The organism is Plantibacter sp. Mn2098, assembly GCF_049319745.1.
Lineage (GTDB): Bacteria > Actinomycetota > Actinomycetes > Actinomycetales > Microbacteriaceae > Plantibacter.
Window position 1 is genome coordinate 62,442 of the sequence record NZ_JBMOUH010000012.1, and the last position, 25,641, is coordinate 88,082.

The window sequence follows — 25,641 nt, forward strand, 5'->3', positions numbered from 1 at the left end:
CATAGGGCAAAGAAGCTTTTCTTGTTGTGTTTGCCACTTATATTGCACATTCCGTGTGGGCGAATTATGGTAGCGGCCACGTGAGCACGCGCCGTCGCCCTCCTCGCCGACGGTCCACATCCCCTCGGTCGAGGGCAGACACAAGGAGCAGTGACATGAAACGCAGCAGCATCCTCCCCGCCGTCGTCGGCGTGGGAATGACCGCGGTACTTCTCGCCGGGTGTTCGGGCGCCTCGGAGCAGATGGCCGGGCCGGTGAAGCTCGATTTCTGGTACTCGGTCACGGGTGTCCCGGCCGACACCTTGGTCGCGCTCGTCGACGAGTTCAATGCGAGTCACGACGACGTGACCGTGAATCCGATCTTCCAAGGGCTCTACGAGGAATCGATGGCGAAGCTCGCCAACGCGGTGCAGGGCGGCGAGCTGCCCGCCATCATCCAGGGCGGCGACACCTTCTCGACCTACCTGCGCGATAGCGGGCTGACCGTGCCGCCCGGGGAGGTGAAGAATCTGGACGGGAAGACCTTCGACGACTCCGATCTCGTCCCGGCGAACGCGAACTACTACACGTTCGACGGCGAGCTCTCGTCGATCCCGATCATGGTGTCGCATCCGGTCGTCTTCTACAACACCGCGCTCCTCGAAGCGGCCGGCATCGATCCGTCGACGGCGCCGTCCACGCTCGGTCAACTCTTCGATGTGGCCGCCGCCGTGCATGGCGCGTCGGGTGCGCCCGGGCTCACCGCGCACATCCAGCCGTGGTGGGCGGAGCAGTTCGCGGCGTCCGCCGGCGTGGAGTACTGCACGCCGGGCAACGGCGTCGGTTCTGAACCCGCGACCGGATTCTCGTACACCTCCGATGCGCAGGTGGCGGCCTGGCAGCGGGTGCAGGGCCTTGTTGCCAGTGGCGCGATGCTCAACGTCGGCACCGATGGCGATGCTGCACTCAAGGCGTTCGTGACCGGCCAGGCCGCCATCGTGCTGCAGTCGTCGCGCGCGTACGGCGACATCGTGAAGGCAGGCGCATTCGAGTTCGGTGCGTGGCCGCTCCCCATCGACGATGCCGACGGCGGCGCCGTTCCTGGCGGCAACTCGGTCTGGCTCGTGAAGGAGGGCAACAGTGAGCAGGAGCTCGCGGCGGCCGCGTCGTTCGCCGAGTTCCTCGCGTCGCCCGATGTCCAGCGCCGCATCTTCGAGGAGACCGGGTATCTCCCGAGTTCCCTGGAGGCGCTCGATGCGCTGTCTGGTGCGGTGGAGCCGGTTCAGGATGTCATCCTGCAGCAGCTCGCCGGTGCCGGTGATTCCGTCGCCAGCGCGGGCTGCCACTCCGGCGCGCTGGGGGAGGCCAGACCGCTTGTGACGAGCGCGATCGAGGAGATCTACGCCGGCAGTGATGTCCTGGAGGCCCTGACGAAGGCGCAGCTCGCGGGCGACAAGGCGATCACGGAGTACAACGCGCGCCGATGAGCGGAGTCGGGCATTCGCACCCGGGGCTGCTGGTGCGGCGGGGGAGTACCTTCGCCGCACCGAGATCCACTCGCTACTAAACAACATCTGTTATTCCTGAGTCTGGTATTGCACGATGCGCGACATCGAACTAGGGTAACTGCAATTGCGGACGCGCTCTCGCATCGTTTGGCCACGGTGCGGTCACGCTCTCGCAACTGCGCATCGCTCGCGTCGGCACGCTGCAACGCCGACCAAACACACTCACCGTCGAGACCGAGGAGCACCGCATGACCCCGACCACCGTCGCGAGCGACACCCCGGAGGCAGGCCCGCCGGGCCCGACCGGCTCGTCCGGCTCGTCCGGCCCACCAGACCGCCCCGGACGCCCGAACCGCCCGAACCTCCCGCCCGGCCGCCCTCGCCCTCGACCCCGCGCCCGCCGCAGACCGCAGGTCTGGGCGTGGCTCTCCCTCGCACCCGTGACGATCCTGCTGCTGGCGTTCAGCTACGCGCCGCTCGCGAGCACCCTCGGACTCTCGTTCCAGAAGACCGACCTGTTCGGGCGCGCGGCAGGCTTCATCGGCCTCGACAACTACGTCAACATGTTCGCCGACCCAGAGCTCCGCCGAACCCTCATGACCACCGTCGTCTTCGTGGTCCTCACGGTCGCCGGCAAGCTCGTCGTCGGCCTCGCCATCGCCGTCCCGCTCGCCAAACGTCTGCGCGGCACGACCTTCGCGAGGGTGACCGTGCTCATCCCGATGGCGGTCTCTGCGGCCGTCGGCGGGCTCGCCTTCCGCGCGATGATGACCCCGCACATCGGCATCCTCGACCAGGTCGCGATCGGCCTCACCGGCAGACCCGCCGGTTGGATCACCGAGCCGACCATGGCGATGGTGTCGATCGTCACCGTCGAGGTGTGGACGTCGATCGGCTTCGTCACCCTCATCCTCATCGCGGCCATCGACATGATCCCGGTCGAAGTCGAGGAGGCGGCAGCGGTCGACGGGGCGGGCTGGTGGCGACGGCTCCGATCCGTCACGATCCCCCTCATCACACCGACCCTCTTCTTCCTCGTCGTCACCCAGTCGGCCGGCGCTATCCGCGAGTTCACGGTCATCAGCGTCGTCACCGGCGGCGGGCCGGGCGGATCGACGAAGACCCTCGTCTTCGACATCTGGTCCAAGGCGTTCAGCGGGACGGCGGACTACGGCGCCTCCTCGGCGCGCGGCGTCATCCTCCTCGTCATCATCGCGATCATGACGGCGATCCAGTTCCGGTTCCTCGAGCGGAAGGTCAACTACTCGTGAACGCCAGACTCGCCCGCTACGGGATCATCGCCTACCTGGCGATCGTCTCGCTCCTCGTCATCCTGCCCGTGTTGTACGTCGCGTTCGCGGCGTTCCGGCCCGGGCAGGCCATCACCGGGACCCTCGCGGACATCCTGCCGACCGGATTCTCCTGGGAGCACTTCGAGGACGCCCTGCGGCGGGCGCCCCTCGTGCAGCAGATGGTCAACTCCGCCCTCGTCACGATCGCTCAGACGGGGGCGCAGGTCCTCACGGCCCTCCTCGCGGCGTACGCGCTCGTGTTCGGGCGGCTGCGGCGGCCCGCGATCATGTTCGCGTTCATCCTCATCACGATGATGATCCCGGGCGAGACCACCCTCGTCGCCAACTATCTGACCATCCAGTCGCTCGGGCTCTTCGACACCCTCGTGGCGATGTTCCTCCCGTACCTCGTCTCCGCGTACAACGTGTTCCTGCTCCGGCAGACGTTCCTGTCGTTCCCGAAGGAGATCCACGAGGCGGCCGTCGTCGACGGCGTCAAACCGATGGCGTTCCTGTTCCGATTCCTCGTGCCCCTCAACGGTCCGACCGTCGCGACAGTGACACTCCTCTCGGCCATCGGGGCGTGGAACGGCTACCTCTGGCCGCTCATCGTGTCGCAGAGCCCGGAGGTCCGGACCGTCCAGGTGGGGATCAAGATCCTCACCGACGAGTCCGGTGCGGACATCGGCGCATCGCTCGCCGGTGTGCTCGTCGCCGTCGTCCCCACCATCATCCTCGTCATCGCAGGGCAACGATTCCTTGCGCGAGGACTCACCCAAGGAGCAGTGAAATGAAACGCAGAAGCATCGTCCCATCCACCGTCGGACTCGGTCTAGCCGTCGCAATGCTGGCCGGATGTTCGGGCACGCCCGAGCAGTCGGCCGGCCCCGTGAAGCTCGACTTCTGGTACTCGGCCACCGGCGTCCCGGCCGACACGCTCGTTGCGCTCGTCGAGGAGTTCAACGCCGCCCACGACGACGTCACCATCAACGCGATCTTCCAGGGGCAGTACGAGGAGTCGATGGCGAAACTCGCGAACGCGGTGCAGGGCGGGGAGCTCCCGGCGCTCATCCAGGGCGGCGACACGTTCTCGACGTACCTGCGGGACAGCGGGCTGACGGTTCCGCCCGGCGAGGTCAAGAACCTCGACGGCAAGACCTTCGACGACTCGGACCTCGTACCCGTCCTCGCCAACTACTACACCTTCGACGGCGAGCTCTCCTCGATCCCGATCATGGTCTCGCAGCCGGTGATCCTCTACAACACGGCCGTCCTGCAGGCGGCGGGCATCGACCCGGCGAAGCCGCCGAAGACGCTCGACGAGTTGTTCGAGGTCGCGACCAAGCTGCAGCAGTCCTCCGGCAAGGCCGGGTTCACGACCTTCGTCGACCAGTGGTGGCCCGAGCAGTTCTCGGCATCGGAGGGCATCGCCTACTGCACGCCGGACAACGGGGTCGGCGCGGAGGCCGCCACCGGGTTCTCATACACGAGCGACCGCCAGGTGGACCTCTGGCAGCAGGTGCAGGACCTCGTCGCGAGCGGCGCGATGCTCAACGTCGGAAGCGATGGCGGGGCGGCGCTCAACGCCTTCGTCGCCGGCGAGGCCGCACTCATGCTGCAGTCCTCGCGCATCTACGGCGATGCCACGAAGGCGGCGGGGTTCGAGTTCGGGGCGTGGCCGCTCCCCATCGATTCGTCCAAGGGCGGCGCGGTCCCCGGCGGCAACTCCGTGTGGCTCGTGAAGGAAGGCAGCAGCGAGGGGGAGCTTGCTGCGGCGGCGTCGTTCGCCGAGTTCCTCGCATCGCCCCAGTCGCAGAGCCGCATCTTCACCGAGACCGGCTACCTGCCGAGCTCGAAGCAGGCGCTCGATGAGCTGAGCGGCTCGGTGACGCCGACGCAGGACGTGCTGCTCGAGCAGCTCAAGGGCACCACCGATTCCGTCGCGAGCGCCGGATGCCACACCGGCGCGATGGGGGAGGCCCGGAAACTGGCGAAGGGTGCGGTCGAGGAGATCTTCGGCGGCGCAGACGTCACGCAGGCGTTGCAGAAGGCGCAGGATGGCGGCGACAAGGCCATCTCCGAGTACAACGTCCGGAAGTGAGCGATTCGATGACCGATTCCCACACACCGGAACCAGCCGTGTACGGCGTCTACCTCCGCCCGGACGTCCGCACGTCCATGGCGGTCTCCACGATCACCTTCCACATCGAGCGGCAGTTCGGCCTCGTGTCGGCTGGAGCGTATCCGCCGCACGCGACACTCGCGGGGTCCGTGCCGATGGTCGCCGGTGACGACGCGGTCGTCGCCGCGCTCGACCCGGTGCTCATCGGCCGGTCGCAGTTCCCCGTCCACAACTCGGGGATCGTGACCCGCAGCGTCGTCGCCTACGACATCGACCGGTTGTCGGACGGGACGGTGAACGACCCGCTCCGGCAACTCGCGATCGACGTCAACGCCGCACTCGCGCCGCTCGCCGTCCCGCTCGACGGATACCTCGTGAAGGAGTTCAGTGCGGAGCACTTCAACGGGCACCTGTCGCTCGCATCGCACGAACTGATGGTGTGGCCGTCGCGGCGGCCGGAGATCGACGCCTTCATCCGAGAGATGGATGTCACGCCGTCGACCGATTTCACGGCCGAGCACGTCTCGATGTACCGATTCCGTTCCGACGACTGGTCCGGTCACTGGTGGACGAGCCTCACCTGGGAGCACGTCCACACCTGGGATCTCCGAGAACCGGGTCGCTAGAGTTGACGGCACCCGCTGCGGCGGGCTGGACGGCGGGCGATCGCTCCCGTGTCCTCGATTCGGGCCGGAGGGTGGACGGTGGCAGCAGGATCCGAGTCGACGACGGGAGCGGACGCAGCGGATGCAGCGGATGCGTCCGAGGCATCCGTTCCCGCGAGGCTCCGCCTCACCGAGACCGACCTCGCCCGCCACCTCGGCATCTCACGGGCGACCGTCTCGCGTGCCCTGTACGGCAGCGGGCGTGTGTCCGATGCGACGCGGGAGCGGGTCATCGCAGCGGCCGACGAGCTGGGCTTCGTCCCGAACATGATGGCGAGCGAACTCGCTGCGGGGCGGAGCAAGCTCATCGGTCTGCTGCTGCGGGATTCGACGAATCCGGTGTACGGGCAGCTGTTCGACTCGTTGCAGACGGCGGCGCACGCGCGTGGCATGGAACTCGTCTCCGTCACGGCGACGCACGACGGCGACGGACGGGCGCAGATGTCCGGGCTGCGTCGGCTCCTCGGGATGCGGGTCGCCGGACTCATCATCGCGACCGGCGACGTCCCGAGCGAACAGCTCCTTCCGTTCAGTGGCGACGTGCCGATGATCCGGGCCGGGCGTCCGGAACCGCACGACACGATCAACGCGGTCTCCTACGACGAGGAACTGCATGGCCGGATGCTGGCCGACCACCTGTTCTTGTTGGGGCACCGGCGGATCGCCGTGGTCACACCATCGGCCGAGGTGTCGTATCCGGAGTGGTCGCGGGCGGTCGCGATGGCTGACCGGCTGGCGTCGCTCGGGGCCGTGCTGAGCATCGTCCCGGCCGTTGCGCAGACGGATGGCGTCGAGGCGGCGCTCGACGAGGTCGTCGCCGGTCGGGTGAGTGCGATCATGTGCCCGACGGATCTGCGTCAGTTGGAGGTCCTGCGCGCGGCCGCGGCCCGGGGCATCCGCGTGCCGGAGGACGTGTCGGTGACCGGGTGCGACGGCCTTCTGCACGGTTCGGATCTGCTCGGGCTGACGACGGTGCGTCTGCCCGTCGAGGCGCTCGCCGTCCGCACCATCGAGCGAATGGCAGAGCTCCTGGCCGCTCCCGCCGCCGGTCCTGCTGCCGGTTCCGTTGCTGGCTCTGTTACCGGTCCCGCCCCCATCGTCTCCGCCGCCCCCATCCACGACATCCTCCCCGGCACCCTCATCCCCGGCGCCACAACAGCCCCCGTCTAGCCCGCGAGCTGTCACTCGTGGCGGTTCTGGACGGCTGAAACCAGCCACAACCGACAGCTCGCGAGCTGTCAGTTGTGGCTGGAATGGGAGGCGTCTGACCAGCCACGAGTGACAGCTCGCGAGCTGAGGGCGGGACGGGGACGGGGCGGGACGGGGACGGGGCGGGACGGGGACAGGGAACGGCTAGGCGCGGGTGCGGAAGGCCTGGGCGGCGGTCATCAGGCGCTCGACGCGACGAGGATCGACCGGCTTCCACCAGCGACCGTCCTCCTTCAACCACTGGCCGACGATCGCGCCGTCGGCGACCTCGAAGAGCGAGGGGAGCTGCTCTGGGTCGAGGCCGGAGCCGACGATGACGGGCAGGTTGGTCCCCGCACGCACCTCCTGCACCTCGGCCGGCTGGGTGGGGGATCCGGTGCGGGTGCCGGTTGCGATGAGGACGTCCGCGAGGTGCCATTCGGCGTCCGTCGCCTGCTCGGCGATCGACCGGTCGGCGGTGATCGCGTGCGCACCGAACTTCACGTGCACGTCGGCCATGATGCGCACCTCGCGGGCGCCGATCGCGTTGCGGTAGCGGAGGGCCTTGGCTGCTTCACCGTTGAGGAACCCCTCGTTGGCGACGTAGGCGTTCGCCCACTGGTTGACGCGGACCCAGCGCGCGCCGATCGCCTTCGCGACGGCGATGCCGGGGATGGCCCCGTTGGCCACGCACGTGACGCCGAGCGGCACGTCGACGGCGTTGCGGATCTCCAGGCCGGCGGCGGTGAGGGCTGCGACGGTCTCGTGTCCGATGTCGTCGGGACGGAGGAAGGGCTGGTCGGAGGCGTTCTCGATCATGACCGCATCGATGCCCCCGTTCACGAGGGTGAGGGCGTCGCGGACGCCGGCTGCGGCAATGTCCCGGACGGATTCGCCGTCGTAGGAGGGTGCACCGGGCAGGGGGCGCAGGTGCACGACGCCGACGATGGGGTGGCTGACGTCGAATTCGTTCTGGAGGGCGCTCGCGCGCGGGGGCATAACGACTGGAGCGCTCATGGCTGCTCGCTTTCTGTTGGAGAGGGTGGTTCGGAGATCACGGATGGATGGCCGGGCGGCCGCGCTGCTCAGCGGCTGACGAGCGCGTAGAGCTCGTCGGCGACGCCCTGGATGTCGATGGGGTTGGCCGCGAGCACCTGCTGGTACTTGTCCTGGGGCACGCGCGCGAAGCCCGAATAGGCGCCCGCGATGGACCCGGCCATGCACGCGACGGTGTCGGTGTCGTCGCCCGCGTTGGCCGCGCCGACGACCGTCAGCCAGGGGTCGCCGGCTGCTGCGACGAAGAAGCCGATGGCGGCGGGGACCGCTTCGGAGGCGGGGAGGCCGGTTCCGATCTCGCGGGAGATCAGCTGGGTCGCCTCGTCGAGGCTCCGCGCGCCGATGCCGATCTCGACGGCCCGGCGTCCGCGGGCGCTGATCGACGCGCCGGGGACCTCGCGGCCGAGTTCTGCGCCCAACCGGTCGCCCTCCTCCGCGCTCCACAGGAACGCCTGGACGACGTCGTTGATCGTCGCCGCGTCGGGGAGGGCCGCCGCGACGGCGCCCGCGATGGCGGCGGCGCCCGCGACGCCCTGGGAGGTGAAGTGGCTCGGCCGGCAGGTGATGAGCGCGTCGTCGACGGCGGCGCGGACGTCACCGGGGTGGGCCAGACCGACGACCCCTACGCGCATGGCGCTGCCGTTGCTCGCACCCGTGGTCGCCTCGTTGCCGCCCGCGCCGATCTGCTCCGGGTCGCCGCCCTCCTTCAGGAGTGCGATGGCGCGACGGGTGGACGGGCCCGCGAAGTGCGGGAAGTAGTCGCCGTTCCGCGACCATTCGAGGAGCATGTCGGCGACCCCGCGGGCCGTCAGGTGGTTGCCGGAATCCACGATCACGCGGGCCAGCATCAGGAGCTGGCTGCTGTCATCGGTGATCTGTCCGGCCTTGCGACCGCGCGAGTAGGGGGAGTCGGGGAGCGGGGCGAAGAACTCCTCGACCCGGCCGCCGAAGAGCTGGCGGATCTGCGCGATGCTGCGGGTCTCCGTGGGGGCGCCGAGGGCGTCGCCGATGACCGCGGTCGCGATCGATCCGAGGATCTTGTCGTGCAGTCGGTCGTACGTCGCGCCCGTCGCGCGGGGCTGGTCAGTGGTGAGCGTGGTCACAGTGCGTCCTTCGTGTTCGTTGTGGTCCAGTTGGGCAGGCCACCCTGCCGTGCACCGAAGTGCGTGATGGTGAGGGCGGCGCTGCTGGCCGCCGTGGCGAGCGCCCGGGTCAGGTCGTCGCCGGCGAGGGCGCGGCCGACCCAGGCTCCGGCGAACGAGTCGCCGGCGCCCGTCGTGTCGACGACCCTGGCGACGGGTTCGGCCGCTTGGCGGATGGTCTGGAGCGCGCCGTCCTCCGCGCGCCAGGCGAAGAGGCTGCCCGCGGTGCCGAGTGTCAGCAGGATCGCCGATGACCGTTCGTTCCGGCCGAGCAGTTCGACGAGCGCTTCGTGCACATCGTCGAGGCCGGCGAGGCCGTGCAGCGATTCCTCGTTGAGCACGCTCAGGCTGGCGGTCCGCAGGAGTTCCTCGGCTCGTCCGCGGTCGGTGCGGACGAAGCTGCCCTCGATGTCGACGCTCGTCAGGGTGCCGACATCGGCAGCGCGGCGAACGATGTCCTCGGAGCCGGGCACGTCGCCGAGGACGTGGAGCCAGCGGGCGCTCGTGAGCGCCGCTTGGTCGACCTGTTCCGGGCCGGGCAGGCTCGCCGGCGACCGCCCGCCGAGGAGCGATTTCTCGCCGTCGTCGGCGATCGCGACGGCGCACCACCAGGTCATCTCGTCCGCCATCGTCTCCACGAGCGCCGTGCCGATCCGCTGGTCGGCGAGGTCGAGCAGGCAGGCCCGCCCGAAGGCATCGCTGCCCACCCGGGAGACGAGGGCGATCTCGAGATCCTCTGCAGCACGCCTGGCGGAGGACGCGAAGCTCGCGCCCATCCCGCCCGCGAAGATGCCGAGGCTCGTGCCGATGGACTTGCTGTCCCGTTTGGGGAGTTCGTCGACCTGCACGAGCAGGTCGACTCCCGTGTCACCGACCACGAGGAGGTCGATCGGTCGATCCCCCGTGCGTGCGAGATCCGGGAAGACGTTCGTCAGGACGGTCATCGTGTTCGCCTCCGTCCGACGATGTTGTTGAGGATGACGCTCGCGATGAGCACGGCGCCCAGGAGCCCGATCTGCCAGGTGTTGCTGACGCCGGCGAGTTGGAGGCCGGAGTTCAGCACCACGACGACCGTGAGCCCGAGCAGCGTGCCGAGGACCGTGCCGATGCCGCCCGTGATGACCACGCCGCCGAGCACGGCGATCGTGATGGCCTGCAACTCCATGCCGGCGCCGGCGGTCGGCTTCGCGTTGAGCAGCCACGATGCGTTGACCACGGCGGCGAGCCCCGCGAGCATCCCCGAGTACACATAGAGGGAGGTGCGCACCTTGCGGACGTTGACCCCCGCGAGCGCTGCGGTGATGGAGCCGTTCCCGACCTCGTAGATCTGCCGTCCCTGCCTCGTCCGCACCATGTAGACGGCGGCGACGATGAAGACGGGCACGAGGACGAAGAGCACCTGGAACGGGATGCCGGCGATCTTGCTCTGCCCGAGGTAGGCGAAGCCGGACCGGTCGAAGCCGTTGATGTCGACGCCGCCAGAGAGGACGAGCGCGAGGGAGGAGTAGAGGTACAGCGTCCCGAGGGTCGCGATGAGCGGTGGCAGCCGGAGCACGTTGATGAGGAAGGCGTTGACGGCACCGAGTGCTGCACCAGCGGCGATCGCGACCACCGCCGCCACCCACGGGTCCAGGCCGAGCTTCACCGCGGCGAGCCCGAACGCGACCGTGGCGAGGCTCATCGTGGACCCGATGGAGAGGTCGATGCCGCCTCCGCCGCCGAGGATGACGAAGGTCTGGCCGAGGGCGAGCAGGCCGAGCACGGCACCGTACTGGGTCATCGAGAGCAGGTTGTCCGCCCGGAGGAAGTACGGCGAGAGGAACGACATGACGATGCCCAGCAGGACGATGAGCACCACGAGGAACAGTCGGCGATCGGTGAGCGAGATGCGGTTCATGCGAGTCTCCGGAAGAGTTTGCGACTGTCGCCCCGTTTGGCGAGGACGTCGACGCTGACGGCGAGGAGGATCGTGAGGCCGATGATGAGGCCGTTCCAGAGCGGGGGCACTCCGGCGAGCACGATGCCGTTCTGGAGGACGACGATGAACGCGAGCCCGCCGAGGGTGCGGAGGACGCTGCCTTCACCGCCGAGGATCGACGTCCCGCCGACGACGACCGCGGCGATCGCGAGGAGGGTGAGCTCGTTGCCGGTCGACGCCTGGACGACGCCGACACGGCCGACGTAGATCGTGGCCGCGAGACCGACGAGGAGTCCGAGGATCCCGTAGCAGGCGAACACGACGAGTCGTGAGCGGATGCCGGACAGGGAGGCGGCTTCGGGGTTGGAGCCGATCGCGTACACGTTCCGGCCGAAGCGGCGCTTGCGCGAGAGCCACCAGAGGAGTGCGTAGACGATGGTCACCACGGCGAGCACCATCGGCACACCGAGGAAGCGCTGGCCGGAGAGGATCGGGGCGACCGGCGTCGCGAACAGGTCGTTGCTGTTCCAGAGGGCGAAGAGCGCCGTTTGGAACACGGCGGCCGTCCCGAGGGTCGCGATGATCGGAGGCACCTTCGCGACGGTCGTCAGCAGGCCGTTGATGGAGCCGAGCACGGCGCCGGCCACGAGGGAGACGAGCACCACGACGATCGCAGGCTGTCCGGCGCTCATGAGCTTGGCCGCGATCCACGCGACCACACCGACGGCGTAGCCGGTGGAGACGTCGATCCCGCCGAGGATGATCACGAGCGTGAGCCCGGCCGCGATGAGGGCGAGGTCCGACGCGTTGATGACGATGTTCGCGAAGTTGTCCGCCGTGAGGAACCGAGGGGACAGGCTCGCGAAGACGACGATCTCGGCGATGAGCAGGACGGGGAGGAGCAGGAGGCGTGCGCGGGAGAGCGTGAGTCTAGGCATCGGGTGCCGCCTCATCGCTCAGGCCGACGGCCGCCCGGAGGACGGCGTCCTCCGTCGCCTCGGCGGTGCTGAGTGTGCGGATCATTCTTCCTTCTCGGAGGACGTGCACCCGATCGGCGAGCCCGAGCAGTTCCGGCAGTTCGCTGCTGATGAGCAGGATCGCCGTTCCGCCGCGGGCGAGTGCGCCGATGTCGGTGTGGATGTCGGTCTTCGTCGCCACGTCGATGCCGCGGGTGGGCTCATCGAGGATGAGCAGCGTCGGTTCGGTGGCGACGGCGCGGGCCAGGAGGACCTTCTGCTGGTTGCCGCCGGAGAGCGAGGTGATGGGTGCGTTGGTCCCGGCCGCTTTCACGGCGAGGGTCTGCATCCACCGGTTCGTCACCTCGCGTTCGCGCTTCCGGGAGATGAATCCGGAGGTCGTGAGCTTGTAGAGCGTCGCGGCCACGAGGTTCTCGCGGATGTTCATAAACGGCAGGATGCCCTGCGTCTTGCGGTCCTCCGGCAGGTAGGCGACGCCGTTGCGGAGCGCGTCCGCCGGCCCAGTGGGGCTGAATGGCGTTCCGGAGAGCGTCATCGTGCCTGCGTCGGGTTCGAGGACGCCGAAGACGGTGAGGGCGACCTCGGTCCGTCCGGCCCCGACGAGCCCGTAGAGGCCGACGATCTCGCCGGCGTGCACGTCGAGGGAGATGTCCTCGAACCGTCCGTCGACCGTGAGACCGCGGATGGAGAGGACCCGTTCGCCGTCCTCCACGACCGTGGGGATGGAGATCGTGTCGTTCAGTTCCGCGCTGGCTTCGACGCTGGAGCTGGATCGGCCGCCCATCATCGCGAGGATGCGACTCTGGTCCGGCACGTCGATCTCGCCGACGAGGGCGCCGTCGCGGAGGACCACGAACCGGTCTGCGACCTTGTCGAGTTCGTCGAAGCGGTGCGTGATGTAGAGCACGGCGGTGCCCGCGGCGCTCAGCTGGTCCACGAGCGAGAACAGCGTCTCGGACTCCGCGTGGGTGAGGATCGAGGTCGGCTCGTCGAGGATGAGGAGCTTCGCGTCGTTCTTCACAGCCCGGGCGATGAGTACGAGCTGCTGTTCCGCGAGGGACAGCTCGCCCATGTCCGCCCCGGCGAGCCGCGCGGGGAGGCGCAGCCGGTCGAGGAGCGCCGCCGCTTCGCGCTTCATGCGCTTGTCGTCGACGTTGCCGAGCTTCGTCCGGGGAAGGTCCCCGGCGTAGAGGTTCTCGAGGACGCTCAGGTGGGCGAACACCGCCGGCTCCTGGTACACGGTGGAGATGCCGGCCGCGAGGGCGTGGAAGGGGGAAGCTGGGCTGTAGGGTGCGCCGTCGAGCTCGATCGTCCCGGAGTCGGGGCTGTAGACGCCTGAGAGCACCTTCATGAGGGTGGATTTGCCGGCGCCGTTCTCGCCCATCACGGCGACGCGTTCGCCGGCGCTGATGGTGAGATCAACGCCGTCCAGGGCACGGGTCACCCCGAATCGCTTCGAGATGCCCGTGACCTGCAGCAGGGGTGCGGTTGTCATGATGTCTGGGACTCAGAAGTCGAACTGGTCGACGTTCTCTTTCGTGAAGACCGTCGGCTTCCCGAGGAGGAGGATCTTCGTGGACGCGTCGTACAGGACGGGTTCCTTGAGCCCGGGGACGTCGTTGCTCGCCTGGAAGTCCTTGCCGTCGATGATCTGCTTCTGCGCCCACACGGTCAGGTAGCCGAGGTCCTGCACGTTCCACAGCACGCTCGACTTCATCACGCCGGACTTGATGTACTGGGCGACGGTCTTGGGGGAGCCGAAGCCGGAGACGGCGATCTTGCCGACGCGGTCCGCGTTCTGCACGGCCTGCGCGACGCCGGGGACGGCGGTCGAGGGGACCGCGATGATGCCCTTGAGGTCGGGGAACGCCGTGATGAGGTTCTGCGCTTCGGTGAGGGCGCCGGCGCTGTCCGTCGTGTGGCGGATGCCGCCGACGAGTTCGAGTCCCGGGTATTTCTTCGAGGCCTCGGCCTGTGCAGCATCGGTCCAGGCGTTGAAGGTGGAGGCGTCGGGGGCGCCGGACACGATCGCGTACTGGCCGGAGCCGCCCATCTGCTCGGCGATCTGGTCGAGGACGGTCGCACCGAGCTGTTCGTCGCTGGCCTGGGAGACGAAGACCTGGCGGTCGCTCTTCGGCGCGTCTGCGTCGGAGGTGATGACGGCGACGCCGGACTTCACGGCGTTGGAGATCGAGCCGTTCATGGAGGTGGGGTCGAGCGGGGAGATGGCGATGGCCTTGTAGCCCTGGGAGACGAGGCCGTCGACGATGCGCTTCTGTTCGGCCGCATCGGCGGTGGCGGGGCCTGCCTGGGTGTAGCTGACGCCGAATTCCTTCGCGGCCTTCTCTGCACCGGCCTTGAACCCGGTGAAGTAGGGGATGCCCTCGACCTGGGAGACGAAGGCGACTTTGTCGGAGCCGGTGGATGCGCCACCGGAGCTTCCCGAACCGGATCCGGGAGCGGTGCACCCCGCCATGGTGAGCGTGAGCGCAGACAGTGCCACGATGGACACGAGCAAGCGACGATTCATGTGGTTGATTCCTCTTTGAATTCAGGTGGGCGCTGGGGGGACGCAGCTCCCGACACAACCGCAGTAGGTTGGGTTGAGACATTAACGTAGCTACTTGTTGGTACAAGTGCAAGAGGTTGTAGGTACAATTGTCCGAGGAGGTCGAATGGGAACGCCCGCATACCAGCGCGTAGCCGATTCTCTGCGCGAGCAGATCGGGTCCGGGCAGTGGGCCGCGGGCCAGCAATTGCCCGGAGAGCTCGAACTCGTGGACACCTACGGGGTCAGCCGGAACACGATCCGGCAGGCGCTCAACGTGCTCGCGAGCGTCAACCTCGTCCGCAAACAGCAGGGCGTCGGCACCTTTGTGAGCAACCAGGGACTGACGCACACCCTCGGCGACCTCCGCAGTTTCACGAAGGTCATGACCGACCTCGGCATGGCCCCCGGCATCCGCGACATCGACATCGCACCGGATCCGGACCCGCCGAAGGCCGCGCTCGCCTTCCTCCCCGGCTCGCACCTGTGGCGCGTCAGTCGTGTGCGGATGAGCGAGGGGCGGCCGTTCAGCGTGATGCAGTCCTGGCTGCCGGACGACATCGGCAGCTCGATCACGGTCGAACGATTGCAGGAGCAGCAGTCGCTGTACGAGGTGATGGCGGAGCTCGGCATCCAGCTGAAGGAAGCGGAGGAGAAGATCCGTGCCGAAGCAGCCGGCGAGGAACTCGCACGGCTGCTCGAAGTGCCCCTCGGCTCGCCGCTGCTCACGATCCACCGATGGACGACCGATCGCTTCGGTCGCGCCGTCGAGTACGTCCGCAGCTATTCGCCCGGCGACCGCTACGAGTACTTCGTCAAGCTGACGCAGTAGTCTCTCCGCCTAGTCTGCCGTCTCCGCCTGCTCGCGAACTGTCACTTGTGGCTGCTCTGACACACTTGAAACCAGCCACGACCGCCAGCTCGCGAGCGGTCAGTTGTGGCTGGAATGAGCGGCGTCTTACCAGCCACGAGTGACAGTTCGCGAGCTGAGGCGGAAGCGACGAGGAGTCAGCGTGGGATTGCTCTGACGCGGTTGTTGCGGGGATTGTGCTCGAGCTCGACCAACCCGAGGTGCTCCAGCAGTGGCGGCAGGTAGACGCCGAAGCGCCCACGATAGCCCTTCCGAAGCCCGTACCACCCGCCCACGGGATTCTGGTCGTCACGTCCCCACGCCTCAACCGAACCGGCGGGCGGGGTCTTGCCCTCGTCCGCCCCGCCGAGTGCGACCCAATCACCTTGCTCCACGAGCCAGGCCGCAAGATCCTCGATCGCCCGGAATTGATACGTGAGCTTCGTGGATCCGACTTGACACACGAGGATGTCGTCATCGCGATGGACCGTGTACGCCGATGAGCCGGGCGCCGTGGACAGCTCGATCAGTGAGGTGCCCACTGCGTCCCGAGGCGTCATGTCAGTCATGACGCGAGGCTACTCGCCTGACCGAAGTCCGCAAGGAATTGGGCTGCACCAGACGATGGCTTTTCGCAGCGCCGCGACTTGCTCGCGAACTGTCACTTGTGGCTGCTCTGACCCACCTGAAACCAGCCACAACCGCCAGCTCGCGAGCTGTCAGTTGTCGACGGAATGAGCTTGGGCGTCGGGCCGCAGGCATCGGCCTTCAGTCGGACGACGCGCCCGGAAGAAACGGGTTCACGGACCGTGGTGCTTCCCGGTCTCGGGGTCGACCCAGTTGCCGGAACCGGTGATCCGGTGCCAGCGCTTGTGGAACGCAAGATCGGTTTCGTCGGCTTCGATGACAGCCGCTCCGCACAGATCGCAGATGCGCAGGATGACGATGTCGCCATCCGCGGTCCTGACCGAGACCGTCCCCGTCGGGAATGCGATGCCCATCGTGTGTCTCCTCACGCAGCAGCCGACCGTCGCGGTCGGGTTCCGAGAATGCCATCAGCGTACGCGATGCAGGAGGTCGGCGGCAGCTACTGGGGCACGGTGGCGGTGAGGGTGATGCCCGCCGCGTCTGCGATGGCACGGAGTGCCGCCTCGGCCCCTGGAGCGGTGTCATCAGTGATCTCGACGGACAGTGTGGAGTCGTTCACCGCGATGTCGCCGACGCCGAGGTCGAAAGCGCGTCCGATGAGCGGCGTGAGCGTGTCGAGATCGGCGTCGTCAGTGAGTTGCGCGGCGAATTCCGGGAGCGAGGGCAGGTACTCATCGCCACTCTTCGCCCATTTTCCGGTGAAGTCGATCGGGCCGTGATAGCGGTTGTGCAGGGCGCGGAGGGCGTCGACCAGGCGGGTGCGATCACTGGCGAACGTTCGAACGGAGAGCGCGTCGGGAATCGTGCCGTCGAGGCCTCCGAGGAACACGCTGAAGCGACCGTCGTAGTCGGGGCCGAGTTTGTTCATGACATCACTGGCGAGGGAGAAAGCGACGAGCTCGTTCTCGTCCATGCACGAGGTGGTGTCGACTCCGTTCTGGCTGGTCACGACGGCTCGTGGGGCGAGGGTGTCGTCGTTCGTCGTGACGGTGAGATTGCTGATCTCGATGGTCGGATTGCAGCTCTCGTGCGCGATTCGTTGTGCATCCTCGGCGCTGAGATCCGTGGCGACGATGATCTTCAGGAAGTGCACCGGCAGCTGGAAGATGCTGTCCGTGAGCGTGTACGTCGTGGAGGTGACGCCGTCGAGGTCGTCCAACCGTGCGGCGAGGTCTCGTTGAGCGGATCCCGTCGTACTGCAGCCGGTCACTGCCAACGCCAGGCCGACGACCGCGGCGAATGCGAGTGTCGGACGTCTGAGCATGCTCGCTCTCATCCGCGACCACGCCAGTGGATGTAGACGTCGGGATCGCCGCCGCTCTCGACCCACAGGCCAAGCAGATCGGCGCGCACCTCATCGGAGGTGCTGCCGGTCATCTGGTACGCCTGGATCGACACGAACTGATCCGGGTCCGGCTCGCTGACTTCGAGTCTGATTTTCGAGAACGGCGCATCTGCAGCGTTGATCCCGTTCCACTGCGACAGGCTGGCGACGAAGTCTGCTTGCTGATCGAACCCGTCTTCGGAGAGCGCGCCGAATCTCCATTCCGCCAGCCAACGCCGATCGGATGGCCCAGAGAATCCGACGGTGAGGTAGGCGGGGGCGATCGGATCATCGAGCTCGACCACCACCGCCCGCACCTGCCGCAGAACCTTCGATGCCTCCTCAGGGCTCAAGCCCTCATCGGCTGCGATGCTGACCTGGAAGCCGCTGACCTGTGCAACGTCGACCCCCTCGATGCTCTCGATGGTCGCCTGCACGTCTGCGCGACGCTCGTCGATCGACTGCGCACACCCGGTGAGCACGATGATGCTCGTCACGAGCAGGGCGAGGAGAGAGACGCGGCGCATACGCTCGATTCTCTCAGCTCGTGGGACTGCAGACGCTCGACGAAGTCGATCGCGCTGTGAAGACGGTTGTGTCAGAGGGATCAGGCGCTGCTAGCGCTGACGATCCGCACATCCGCTACTTCCGCGGGGCCCGTGCACGTACCGTTCGTCTCAGCGCTGCTTCGTGTGCTCGAGGATCCAGTGCCCCATCGGTGCGCTGTCGTCGAGGATCCCGAGGTGTGTCGCTTGGGGGACGACATCAGTCGTTACGTTGCTGCCGCCGTGCTCGTGCGCGAAGCGCGTCACCGCTGATGGATCGAACACTTCATCATCGGCGCCGATCCAGACGCCGACCGGTGCGTGCAAGCCTGCGAGTACCTCAGCACTGTCGTCCGCATTCTGCGCGATCGCCATCGCCGCCGTGTAGTGGGAAACGAGGCCGGATCGGACCTGCTCGGCCGTGTAGGCGAAGGCGACCGCATCGGTGTGTGCTCCGAGGAGGCCGTTCGTCACGGTCGCAGCGATCAGTGGACGCTGACAGATCGTTGCGAAGTTCGACGCATTGTCCTGCCGTTCGGTTCCGGAATGCAGTCCGAAATCGGGGGCGAGGAAGACGTAGCCGGCCGGCGCGGACCCGAAGAGGTGGGCACTGTTCAGCACGACACCGGCTCCGGCCGAATGCCCGCCGATGAACGCCGGGACGTCGGGCTGCTGGTGACGGACATACGCGAACGCATCTGCGGTGTCCTGCTCCAGCTGCGTGGTACTCGGGGTGTCTCCGCGTGGACCGCCTGAGGCGCCGTGCCCGCGGATGTCGAACAGATACACCGCAATCCCCTGCTGCTGCAGAGTCCGTCCGATGGGCAGGTAGCCGGCGGCTGCGTTCGCGCCGGAGCCGTGGTAGAACAGCACGCTCGCGACGGGATTGGCTGGGACGAACGCGGTAAATGCCAGCCGCGTCCCGTCCGTCGCTCGAATGGACCCGGTCGGTTTGTGGGCGGACGCGGGCCCGGACTCGGTGACGAGGCCGCTCGTCGCCGCGGATGCCGGCAGGTTGCATGGTGCAAGTGCCGCGCCGACCCCTGCCCCGGTGACGGCCACGAGTGCGACGGCGACGAGTCCCACGGCGCCGACGCCGGCGAGGGTGCGGCGGACAGCACCGTGACGGGCGCGTTCCCGGCGGACCGCAGCAACGCGGGCCGTCCAGTCCGACGTCGTCGTCGACGCCCATTCACGTCCGGCCGGGCGCAGCAGCGACCATGCGGCGAAGGCGGGGAGGATGCACGTGACGAGGAGGGCTGGCGATTCGATCACAATCGTCTGCGCGATCCTCACCGCGATCATCAGACCGCCCGAGACTGCCGCCGCGGCCGGCAACCATGGGCGTGGACGCCGCAGGAGGACGACCATGATGAGTGCGCCCACGCCGGCGATGATGAGCGGCCAACCGGTTGCCTGATCCTCGGGTCTGGCGTCGGGGCCGAGTTCGATGGCGCCGTTGATGACACTGATCGTTCCGCCGAGGAGGAAGAGGATCCGCGCGAAGGTGATCCGTGCAGGACGCAGGCGGGCGGTCATCGGTCCGTCCCAGCCTCGTCGATGGCGGAGAGCGCCCGGTCGCACCATGCCAGCGCCGTTTCGGCATAGGCGAGGCCGTAGTCGCGGACGAGCTCTGGGACCGAAGCTGCCGACGCCCGCTCGTGCGCAGTCCACGTCGCACCGGGGGTGCTCGCGGCGGCGGCGTCTCGGAAGAATTCGAACTGCCGCCGTCGCTCATGGAGGAGGCGTTTCGCGGCGTCGTGGTCGACTCGGGCGGCGAAGAGCAGCTTCACGAGATTCTCGTCTCGGACGGCCACCGGTGCGGAGTCGCTCCGCAGCCAGCCCAGCAACTCGTCCCGTCCTGCTGCGGTGATGCGCCAAACGGTCTTGCCACGCGGTGCGTCTGCGCCATCGGACTCGATCAGCAGCGCATCCGCAAGCGAACGCAACTGCGGGTACAGTTGCCCGTCGCTGATGCCCCAGAACGGGTTCCGCGATGCAGCCTGCTTGATCTCGTAGCCGCTTCTCGGATGCGAGGCGAGGTAGCCGAGGATCGTGTGCGCCGTTGGCGAGAGCGATGTCATGCCTTCATCGTATACCTCTGGCAGAGGTATCGCGCTCGCCGTTGTCGCCGTTGCACGTGCCCGTGACAGGAATGCGATGCGGCCTGCACGCGCAATGACAGGTGGTCCTCTGAACTGACGACTAGCCGTTCTCAACCGAATAGCTACTGTTGGCTCGTGTGGAACTCTGTCGGGCCTCGTCGCCGTGATTCTTCCCCTGTCCACAACCAGCGTTCGACGCGAACCTTTACCACCCTGACGGGGGGAGCCGTCCTCATCGGGTGCTTCGCCGTGATGCTCGGACCCGCCGGTCCCGTGCACGCGGCATCGGCATCGGCTCTGGCTCCGTCATCGTCGGAGACAGCGGGAGTCCAGCCGCCAGCGACATCCGTCGATGCACGGCCGGCCAATATCCCATCAGCGGATCCGATTTCGCCTGCTGCCCCTGCTCCGCACGTGGACGGTGTCGGCGTCGGCGCAGGCTCGTACGCCTCGACCCCGCCCGCGAGCATCAGCGACAGTGCAGACGTGCAGGCGACGCTCAACCAACACCTGTACATCGACCCGTCGCAGGCTGGGAAGCCGGTGCCGACGAACCAGTGGTGGACGGACCTGCTCGTGAGCAAGTTCTCCGGTGATCTCTGGGCGTACCCGTTCGTCTCCTCGAACAGCGCGAACGGCACGAAGCTGAGCTACCCGAACTCGTGGAACTCGGACGGCACCGCGATGAAGCTCGACGAGCCGATCACGGTCGGCGGCACGGTGACCCCCGCCCCGGACGCCTCCGACACTATCCTCGGCGACTTCGAAGACGGCATTCCGACCGGATGGACAGCCACCGGTGATGCATTCCAGCGCGTGGCCGACGGTGCCAGCCGTGGACAGAGCGCGGTCTCCGGCTGGCTCGGAAATCGATTCCTCAACTCCTTCACCGACGAGGACGGCGACGGGGCCACCGGGACGCTCACGTCTCCGGACTTCACGGTCGACCGGTCGACCATCGCGTTCCTCATCGGAGGCGGCAATCATCCGGATCAGGAGGCCGTGCAGCTCGTCGTCGACGGTCAGGTCGTCGAGAGCGCCACGGGTGACAACTCGGAGACATTGGCGTGGAAGAGCTGGGATGTGAGCGCCTACGCCGGCCGGACCGCTCAGCTCCGGGTGGTCGATGCGTTGACCGCCGGCTGGGCGCACGTCCTCGTCGACCAGGTGCTGCTCACGAACGTGCCCGACGGTATCGCCCAACGGTTCTCCACGACATTCGCGGCGAGCGAGGCCGATGCGCTTCGCTGGGGCGATTGGAACGTCAGCTGGCGGATGCCGCAGGCGGGCAGCGGCGGCCAGTACATGGACGTCACGAGCATGCAGGGGTCGCCGTACGAGTGGTTCGAGTTCCACGGCATGACGCCGTCCATCACCCTCGGCGACGATGCGCAGCTCACCGACGCCGACGGGAAGAAGCTGAGCTTTCCCCTGACGACGGATCGTTTCGAGGTCCGCCAGAACGGTCACGTGTTCGGCGTGCACGCGCCGAAGGAGACGACATTCACCCGATTCGGGAACACGCTGCACGCTTCGGACGGGACCGCGTACCTCGTGCTGAGTGCCGTGCCGAAGAGCGGTCTCACGCTCGACGACCTGCACAAGACGGCCTTCGCCATCCCTCGCGACACGACGATGGCGTACACCTACGACACCGCCAAGGGGCAGGTCGAGCAGCAGTGGTCCGTCTCCACCGACACGCTGCAGGGTGATGACCACAACACGATCCAGGGCTGGCTCCAGCACCAATACGCCGAATCGAGCAACAACCTCCGGTTCACCGGTGCGACCTACGACACCCCGCGCGGCGTGATGAAGACGACCGTCGGCCACGGCGGCTGGACGCTCGACTACGCCTTCTCAGGCATCACACCGATCGGCGGCGCCCCGTCCGTCGACGCAGGTTCCGGTCCTGCCGAGAACGCATATTCCACAACCGTGATGAAGAAGTACCTCTCCGACTACGCCGCGAAGACGACCTACGGCGGCGACACGTACTGGGGAGGCAAGGACCTGCTGCAGCTCGCCGAATACATGATGGTGGCCAAGCAGATCGGCGACACGGACAACCAGAAGAAACTGCAGACCACGCTCACCGCTGCGCTCACCGACTGGTACACGTACACCGATGGTGAGAGTGAGCACTTCTTCGCGATGTACCCGACGTGGAAGGCGCTCATCGGTTTCGCGGACTCGTACGGTTCTGCGCAATTCAACGACAACCACTTCCACTACGGCTACTTCGCCGTCGCCACGGCGTTACTCGCCCAGGTGGATCCGTCGTGGGCGCAGCAGTACGCCGGCATGGCCACCCTCGTGGTGAAGCAGTACGGCAACTGGGACCGCACGGACACGCAGTTCCCGCACCTGCGGACCTTCGGCGTGTGGGAGGGGCACTCGAACGCCGGCGGCGTGTCGTCGCCCGGCGGCAACAACCAGGAGTCGTCCTCGGAGGCGATCCAGTCCGAGGCCGGAGAGTTCCTCCTCGGAACCGTCCTCGGCAACGCGGACATGCAGGCGGCAGGCGCGATGGCCTACGTCACCGAACGCGCAGCCGTCCGCGACTACTACCAGAACGTCCACGGCAACCCGGCGTCTGCGTCATACGACGGGAACGGCGCGTTCCCGCCGGCGTACAAGCACGGTCAGGTCGGCATCCTGTTCGACTCCGGTCAGGCGGAAGCGACCTACTTCTCCGGCGACCCGGCGTGGATCTACGGCATCCAGTGGATGCCGACGGCGCCGTGGTTCGACTACTTCGGCTGGGACCCCGACTTCTCGAAGTCGATCATGAAGCAGATGATGACGGCCCGGCCGAAATCGCTCGGCGACGGCATCGCGGGCGGCAACGTCGCACACGTGCAGATGCTCACGAAGAAGTGGTGGGGCGTCGGCAGTTACGGCGACACGAAGATCACCCAGGACCGGCAGGCCGCCATCGGTGAGCTGCAGGATGCGATCCGAGCGCTCGAACGGAACCACCCCGGCTACGTCACACAGAAGATCGCGTCGAATCCGCTGTGGGATGCGGCCTCCGACACGTTGTACGTGTCGATCGGGGCGAACGGCGACGTCGTCTTCCCTGCCGCGTACTGGACCCCTGACACGCTTCCGGCCTCACTCGTGCCCGCGAAGCTCGATGGAGCGGACGCAGACAAGCAGCCGGCGGACTGGCCGGTCCAGTCGCCGTTGCTGCCATTCCTCGTCACCGACTACGAACCGGACGCGGACACGATCAACCGCCTGTACGGCGTCGACCTGACCGACTACGAGGCCGGACGTGACACGGCGCACGCGGCGGCGGTCTTCAGCGAGATGGGTGATGCGCTCGGCCAGGTCGTGCTCGGATACCTCGCGCAATACGATCCGGACACCTACGCCGACATCCACCACGCGTTGTGGACGGCTGGTGACCCAGCCGTGACGGGGCAGTCGATGGCCGGCATGGTCTACTACCAAGCGATGTCGAACCGCACGGTCGGCACCGAGGTGACGAACCGCCACACGAGCGATCCATTGAGCCAGGTGTTCCGGGCGGCCGACGGGACCTACAGCTACGTGCTCGACAACCCGGACACCGTGCAGCACAGCTACGACGTCTACGACGGGGACACGGTCATCGGCCAGATCGCCGTACCGGCGAACACGCAGATCACCTCGCATCTCGATGCGCGCCTCACGAAGATCACGGTTGGCACCGACGGCAGCCCGCGCACCGTCGTGCCGGGGTCGACGACCGTGTTCACGGCGACCGGCTACGACCAGTACGGGGCCACGATCCCGCTCGATGGTGTGCAGTGGACTGCCGATGTCGGCACGGTCGAGGCGTCGGGTGGGCCCGGTGCGGGATCCACGGCCGATGCCACCTACACGGCTACGACCCGAACCGACAAGGCGACCGTCACCGCATCGATCGGGTCGGTCCACGCTTCGTACGAGTTCCGCGTCGCTCCGGCTCCGGTCCTGACCGGACTGACGGTGACACCCGGCTTCGATCAGGCCGTGGTCGGGGAGCCGAAGCAGTTCGCGGCGACGGGGCAGGACCAGTACGGCGATCCTGCCGCCCTGCCCGGTGCGATCACCTGGTCGTACACGGGGCCGGGCACGATCGCCGCCGACGGCACCCTGACGACGAACGCTCCGGGTGCCGGATACGTCGTCGCGACCGCGGGCGGCGCCGAAGGGACGTCGATCGCCTCCTCGGTGGGCTCGATCCCGGACGCGGCGCTCAGCGCTCACGCCTCTGCGACCTCCAGCCTCGGCGACAGCACACCGGACAAGGCGGTGGACGGCGACGACCACACCCGTTGGGAAAGCCGACACGGGTCCGACGACGTCGACTACACGCTCGATCTCGGGCGTGCCACCGACATCAGCCGTGTGGGTATCCGGTGGGAGGCCGCCGCCGCGAAACGGTACATCCTCCAGACCGCGGACACTGAAGACGGGCCGTGGCATGACGTCCAGACGGTCGACAAGTCCGATGCGTCGGCAGACGACGTCGCCGTCGGGCAGACTGCCCGATGGGTACGCGTCCACGGGGTCAGCCGATTGACGCAGTACGGCTACTCCATCTGGGACATCCACGTGTACGGCACACCTGCCGCGTCGACGATCGCGCCGACCCAGGTCCTCGTGGGACCGCGCACGGCATCGGTGCTGCCGAAGTCGAAGACGCAACTCGCGGCCTACGCGTTCGATCCGGATGGCAACGGCGGGCGGAGCGATGCGACATGGGCGGTCGCCGGTGGTGACGATGCCGGCTCGGCCGGGGGAGTCGGCTCCGTTGACAACAGCGGGACATACACGGCGCCTGACAGCGGCGGCGTGAGCGCGACGGTCACTGCCGTGGTCGGCACTGTTTCCGGCCAGTCGGTCATCTCCACCATCGGAGATCGTCCAGATCAACCGAACCAGGGGCACCCGCAGGACATCGCCATCGGCAAACCGACCGAGACGTCGTCGAACGAGCGCGGCGATCTCGACGGCTCCAGGGCTGTCGACGGGGCCGGCAGTACCCGCTGGTCGAGCACGGCCGCCGACGGACAGTGGATCTCCGTCGATCTCGGGCAGGTGGTCCCGATCGATTCCGTCGAGCTGGACTGGGAGGACGCGTATGCCGACGCGTATCGGATCCAGGTCCGTGATACCGCGTCCGACGACTGGAAGACGGTCGTCGACGACACCCGCGGACAGGGCGGTGACGAGTCACACGCGCTGTCGGGAGTATCGGGCCGATACGTGCGGATGCTCGCCGACACGAGGCACACCCAGTACGGGGTGTCACTGTGGGAGTTCCGGGTGATGTCCTCAGCTGGCGCTCCGACACCGGATCTCGCGAACAACGCCACCGTGTCATCGTCCTCGGATGAGTCGACGTCGGTGCCCGCGGGTGCAGCCGTCGACGGCGATTCGACCACCAGGTGGGCGAGTGGACACACTGACGATCAGTGGCTCGAAGTGGATCTCGGTTCAGCGAAAGCGGTGCATCGGGCGACGCTCGTCTGGGAGTCGGCGTACGGGAAGAGCTACCGGATCGAGGCGCGGAACAGCGTGACGGATCCCTGGACGACCCTCTCCACAACATCGAACGGCTCAGGGGGAACAGAGAATCTGACCCTCGACGGGACTTGGCGGTACATCAGGTTCCACGGCACCGAGCGGGCGACACCGTTCGGCTACTCGCTGTACTCGTTCGAGATCCGCTGAGCCGCGACCGACAGCTCGCGAGCGGTCAGTTGTGGCTGGAATGAGCGGCGTCTAGCCAGCCACGA

Annotated in this window: 21 protein-coding genes; 8 read left to right on the forward strand and 13 right to left on the reverse strand. The window is 67.5% G+C overall.

From position 1 onward, the window contains the following. Positions 1-155 precede the first annotated feature (155 nt). From ACL9RL_RS17690 to ACL9RL_RS17715, 6 genes are all read left to right on the forward strand, one after another. The gene (locus ACL9RL_RS17690; RefSeq protein WP_422781605.1) at positions 156-1,466 is read left to right on the forward strand and encodes an ABC transporter substrate-binding protein; all 1,311 of its coding nucleotides are present in this window, start codon (positions 156-158) and stop codon (positions 1,464-1,466) included. Between the two features lie 269 nt (positions 1,467-1,735). Beyond that, on the forward strand, positions 1,736-2,758 hold the full coding sequence (locus ACL9RL_RS17695; protein WP_422781606.1) for a carbohydrate ABC transporter permease: 1,023 nt from the start codon (positions 1,736-1,738) through the stop codon (positions 2,756-2,758). Beyond that, positions 2,755-3,573, forward strand: coding sequence for a carbohydrate ABC transporter permease (locus ACL9RL_RS17700; RefSeq protein WP_422781607.1), 819 nt, complete (start codon positions 2,755-2,757; stop codon positions 3,571-3,573). Before ACL9RL_RS17695 ends, ACL9RL_RS17700 begins: the two co-directional genes overlap by 4 nt. Next, positions 3,570-4,880 carry an ABC transporter substrate-binding protein gene (locus ACL9RL_RS17705; protein ID WP_422781608.1) on the forward strand — a complete coding sequence of 437 codons (1,311 nt, stop codon included), beginning with the start codon at positions 3,570-3,572 and terminating at the stop codon, positions 4,878-4,880. Before ACL9RL_RS17700 ends, ACL9RL_RS17705 begins: the two co-directional genes overlap by 4 nt. 8 nt (positions 4,881-4,888) lie before the next feature. Then, positions 4,889-5,527 (forward strand): heme utilization protein, encoded by a 639-nt coding sequence (locus tag ACL9RL_RS17710; protein WP_422781609.1) that lies wholly within the window; start codon positions 4,889-4,891, stop codon positions 5,525-5,527. 78 nt (positions 5,528-5,605) lie between these two features. After that, positions 5,606-6,736, forward strand: coding sequence for a LacI family DNA-binding transcriptional regulator (locus tag ACL9RL_RS17715; protein ID WP_422781610.1), 1,131 nt, complete (start codon positions 5,606-5,608; stop codon positions 6,734-6,736). Between the two features lie 183 nt (positions 6,737-6,919). On the opposite strand, the gene ACL9RL_RS17720 is transcribed toward ACL9RL_RS17715, so the two are convergent. The 7 genes from ACL9RL_RS17720 to ACL9RL_RS17750 form a co-directional block, all read right to left on the reverse strand. After that, on the reverse strand, positions 6,920-7,771 hold the full coding sequence (locus ACL9RL_RS17720) for a BtpA/SgcQ family protein (RefSeq protein WP_422781611.1): 852 nt from the start codon (positions 7,769-7,771) through the stop codon (positions 6,920-6,922). Positions 7,772-7,839: 68 nt separating this feature from the next. Further along, complete coding sequence (locus ACL9RL_RS17725) at positions 7,840-8,913, reverse strand: ADP-ribosylglycohydrolase family protein (protein ID WP_422781612.1); 1,074 nt, start codon at positions 8,911-8,913, stop codon at positions 7,840-7,842. Beyond that, complete coding sequence (locus ACL9RL_RS17730; protein WP_422781613.1) at positions 8,910-9,896, reverse strand: carbohydrate kinase family protein; 987 nt, start codon at positions 9,894-9,896, stop codon at positions 8,910-8,912. Before ACL9RL_RS17730 ends, ACL9RL_RS17725 begins: the two co-directional genes overlap by 4 nt. Beyond that, positions 9,893-10,849, reverse strand: coding sequence for an ABC transporter permease (locus tag ACL9RL_RS17735; protein WP_422781614.1), 957 nt, complete (start codon positions 10,847-10,849; stop codon positions 9,893-9,895). Before ACL9RL_RS17735 ends, ACL9RL_RS17730 begins: the two co-directional genes overlap by 4 nt. Then, complete coding sequence (locus ACL9RL_RS17740) at positions 10,846-11,808, reverse strand: ABC transporter permease (RefSeq protein ID WP_422781615.1); 963 nt, start codon at positions 11,806-11,808, stop codon at positions 10,846-10,848. Before ACL9RL_RS17740 ends, ACL9RL_RS17735 begins: the two co-directional genes overlap by 4 nt. Further along, a complete protein-coding gene (locus tag ACL9RL_RS17745; protein WP_422781616.1) occupies positions 11,801-13,342 on the reverse strand; it encodes a sugar ABC transporter ATP-binding protein in 1,542 nt (513 codons plus the stop codon). Before ACL9RL_RS17745 ends, ACL9RL_RS17740 begins: the two co-directional genes overlap by 8 nt. Positions 13,343-13,354: 12 nt before the next feature. Then, a complete protein-coding gene (locus ACL9RL_RS17750; RefSeq protein ID WP_422781617.1) occupies positions 13,355-14,377 on the reverse strand; it encodes an autoinducer 2 ABC transporter substrate-binding protein in 1,023 nt (340 codons plus the stop codon). A 145-nt stretch (positions 14,378-14,522) separates the two neighbouring features. Between ACL9RL_RS17750 and ACL9RL_RS17755 the strand changes: the two genes are divergently transcribed. Next, complete coding sequence (locus ACL9RL_RS17755) at positions 14,523-15,227, forward strand: GntR family transcriptional regulator (RefSeq protein WP_422781618.1); 705 nt, start codon at positions 14,523-14,525, stop codon at positions 15,225-15,227. Positions 15,228-15,403: 176 nt separating this feature from the next. On the opposite strand, the gene ACL9RL_RS17760 is transcribed toward ACL9RL_RS17755, so the two are convergent. From ACL9RL_RS17760 to ACL9RL_RS17785, 6 genes are all read right to left on the reverse strand, one after another. Then, positions 15,404-15,814, reverse strand: coding sequence for a DUF6855 family protein (locus ACL9RL_RS17760; RefSeq protein WP_422781619.1), 411 nt, complete (start codon positions 15,812-15,814; stop codon positions 15,404-15,406). A 231-nt stretch (positions 15,815-16,045) separates the two neighbouring features. Then, complete coding sequence (locus ACL9RL_RS17765; protein WP_422781620.1) at positions 16,046-16,246, reverse strand: histidine ammonia-lyase; 201 nt, start codon at positions 16,244-16,246, stop codon at positions 16,046-16,048. Positions 16,247-16,332: 86 nt separating this feature from the next. Next, positions 16,333-17,157 carry a hypothetical protein gene (locus ACL9RL_RS17770; RefSeq protein WP_422781621.1) on the reverse strand — a complete coding sequence of 275 codons (825 nt, stop codon included), beginning with the start codon at positions 17,155-17,157 and terminating at the stop codon, positions 16,333-16,335. Between the two features lie 8 nt (positions 17,158-17,165). Next, complete coding sequence (locus tag ACL9RL_RS17775; RefSeq protein ID WP_422781622.1) at positions 17,166-17,744, reverse strand: hypothetical protein; 579 nt, start codon at positions 17,742-17,744, stop codon at positions 17,166-17,168. Positions 17,745-17,894: 150 nt separating this feature from the next. Beyond that, positions 17,895-19,301, reverse strand: coding sequence for an alpha/beta hydrolase (locus tag ACL9RL_RS17780; RefSeq protein ID WP_422781623.1), 1,407 nt, complete (start codon positions 19,299-19,301; stop codon positions 17,895-17,897). Further along, positions 19,298-19,846, reverse strand: coding sequence for a PadR family transcriptional regulator (locus ACL9RL_RS17785; protein WP_422781624.1), 549 nt, complete (start codon positions 19,844-19,846; stop codon positions 19,298-19,300). Before ACL9RL_RS17785 ends, ACL9RL_RS17780 begins: the two co-directional genes overlap by 4 nt. Before the next feature lie 435 nt (positions 19,847-20,281). On the opposite strand from ACL9RL_RS17785, the gene ACL9RL_RS17790 reads away from it, so the two are divergent. Then, positions 20,282-25,576, forward strand: a complete 5,295-nt coding sequence (locus ACL9RL_RS17790) for a discoidin domain-containing protein (RefSeq protein ID WP_422781625.1) — start codon at positions 20,282-20,284, stop codon at positions 25,574-25,576. Positions 25,577-25,641 lie beyond the last annotated feature (65 nt).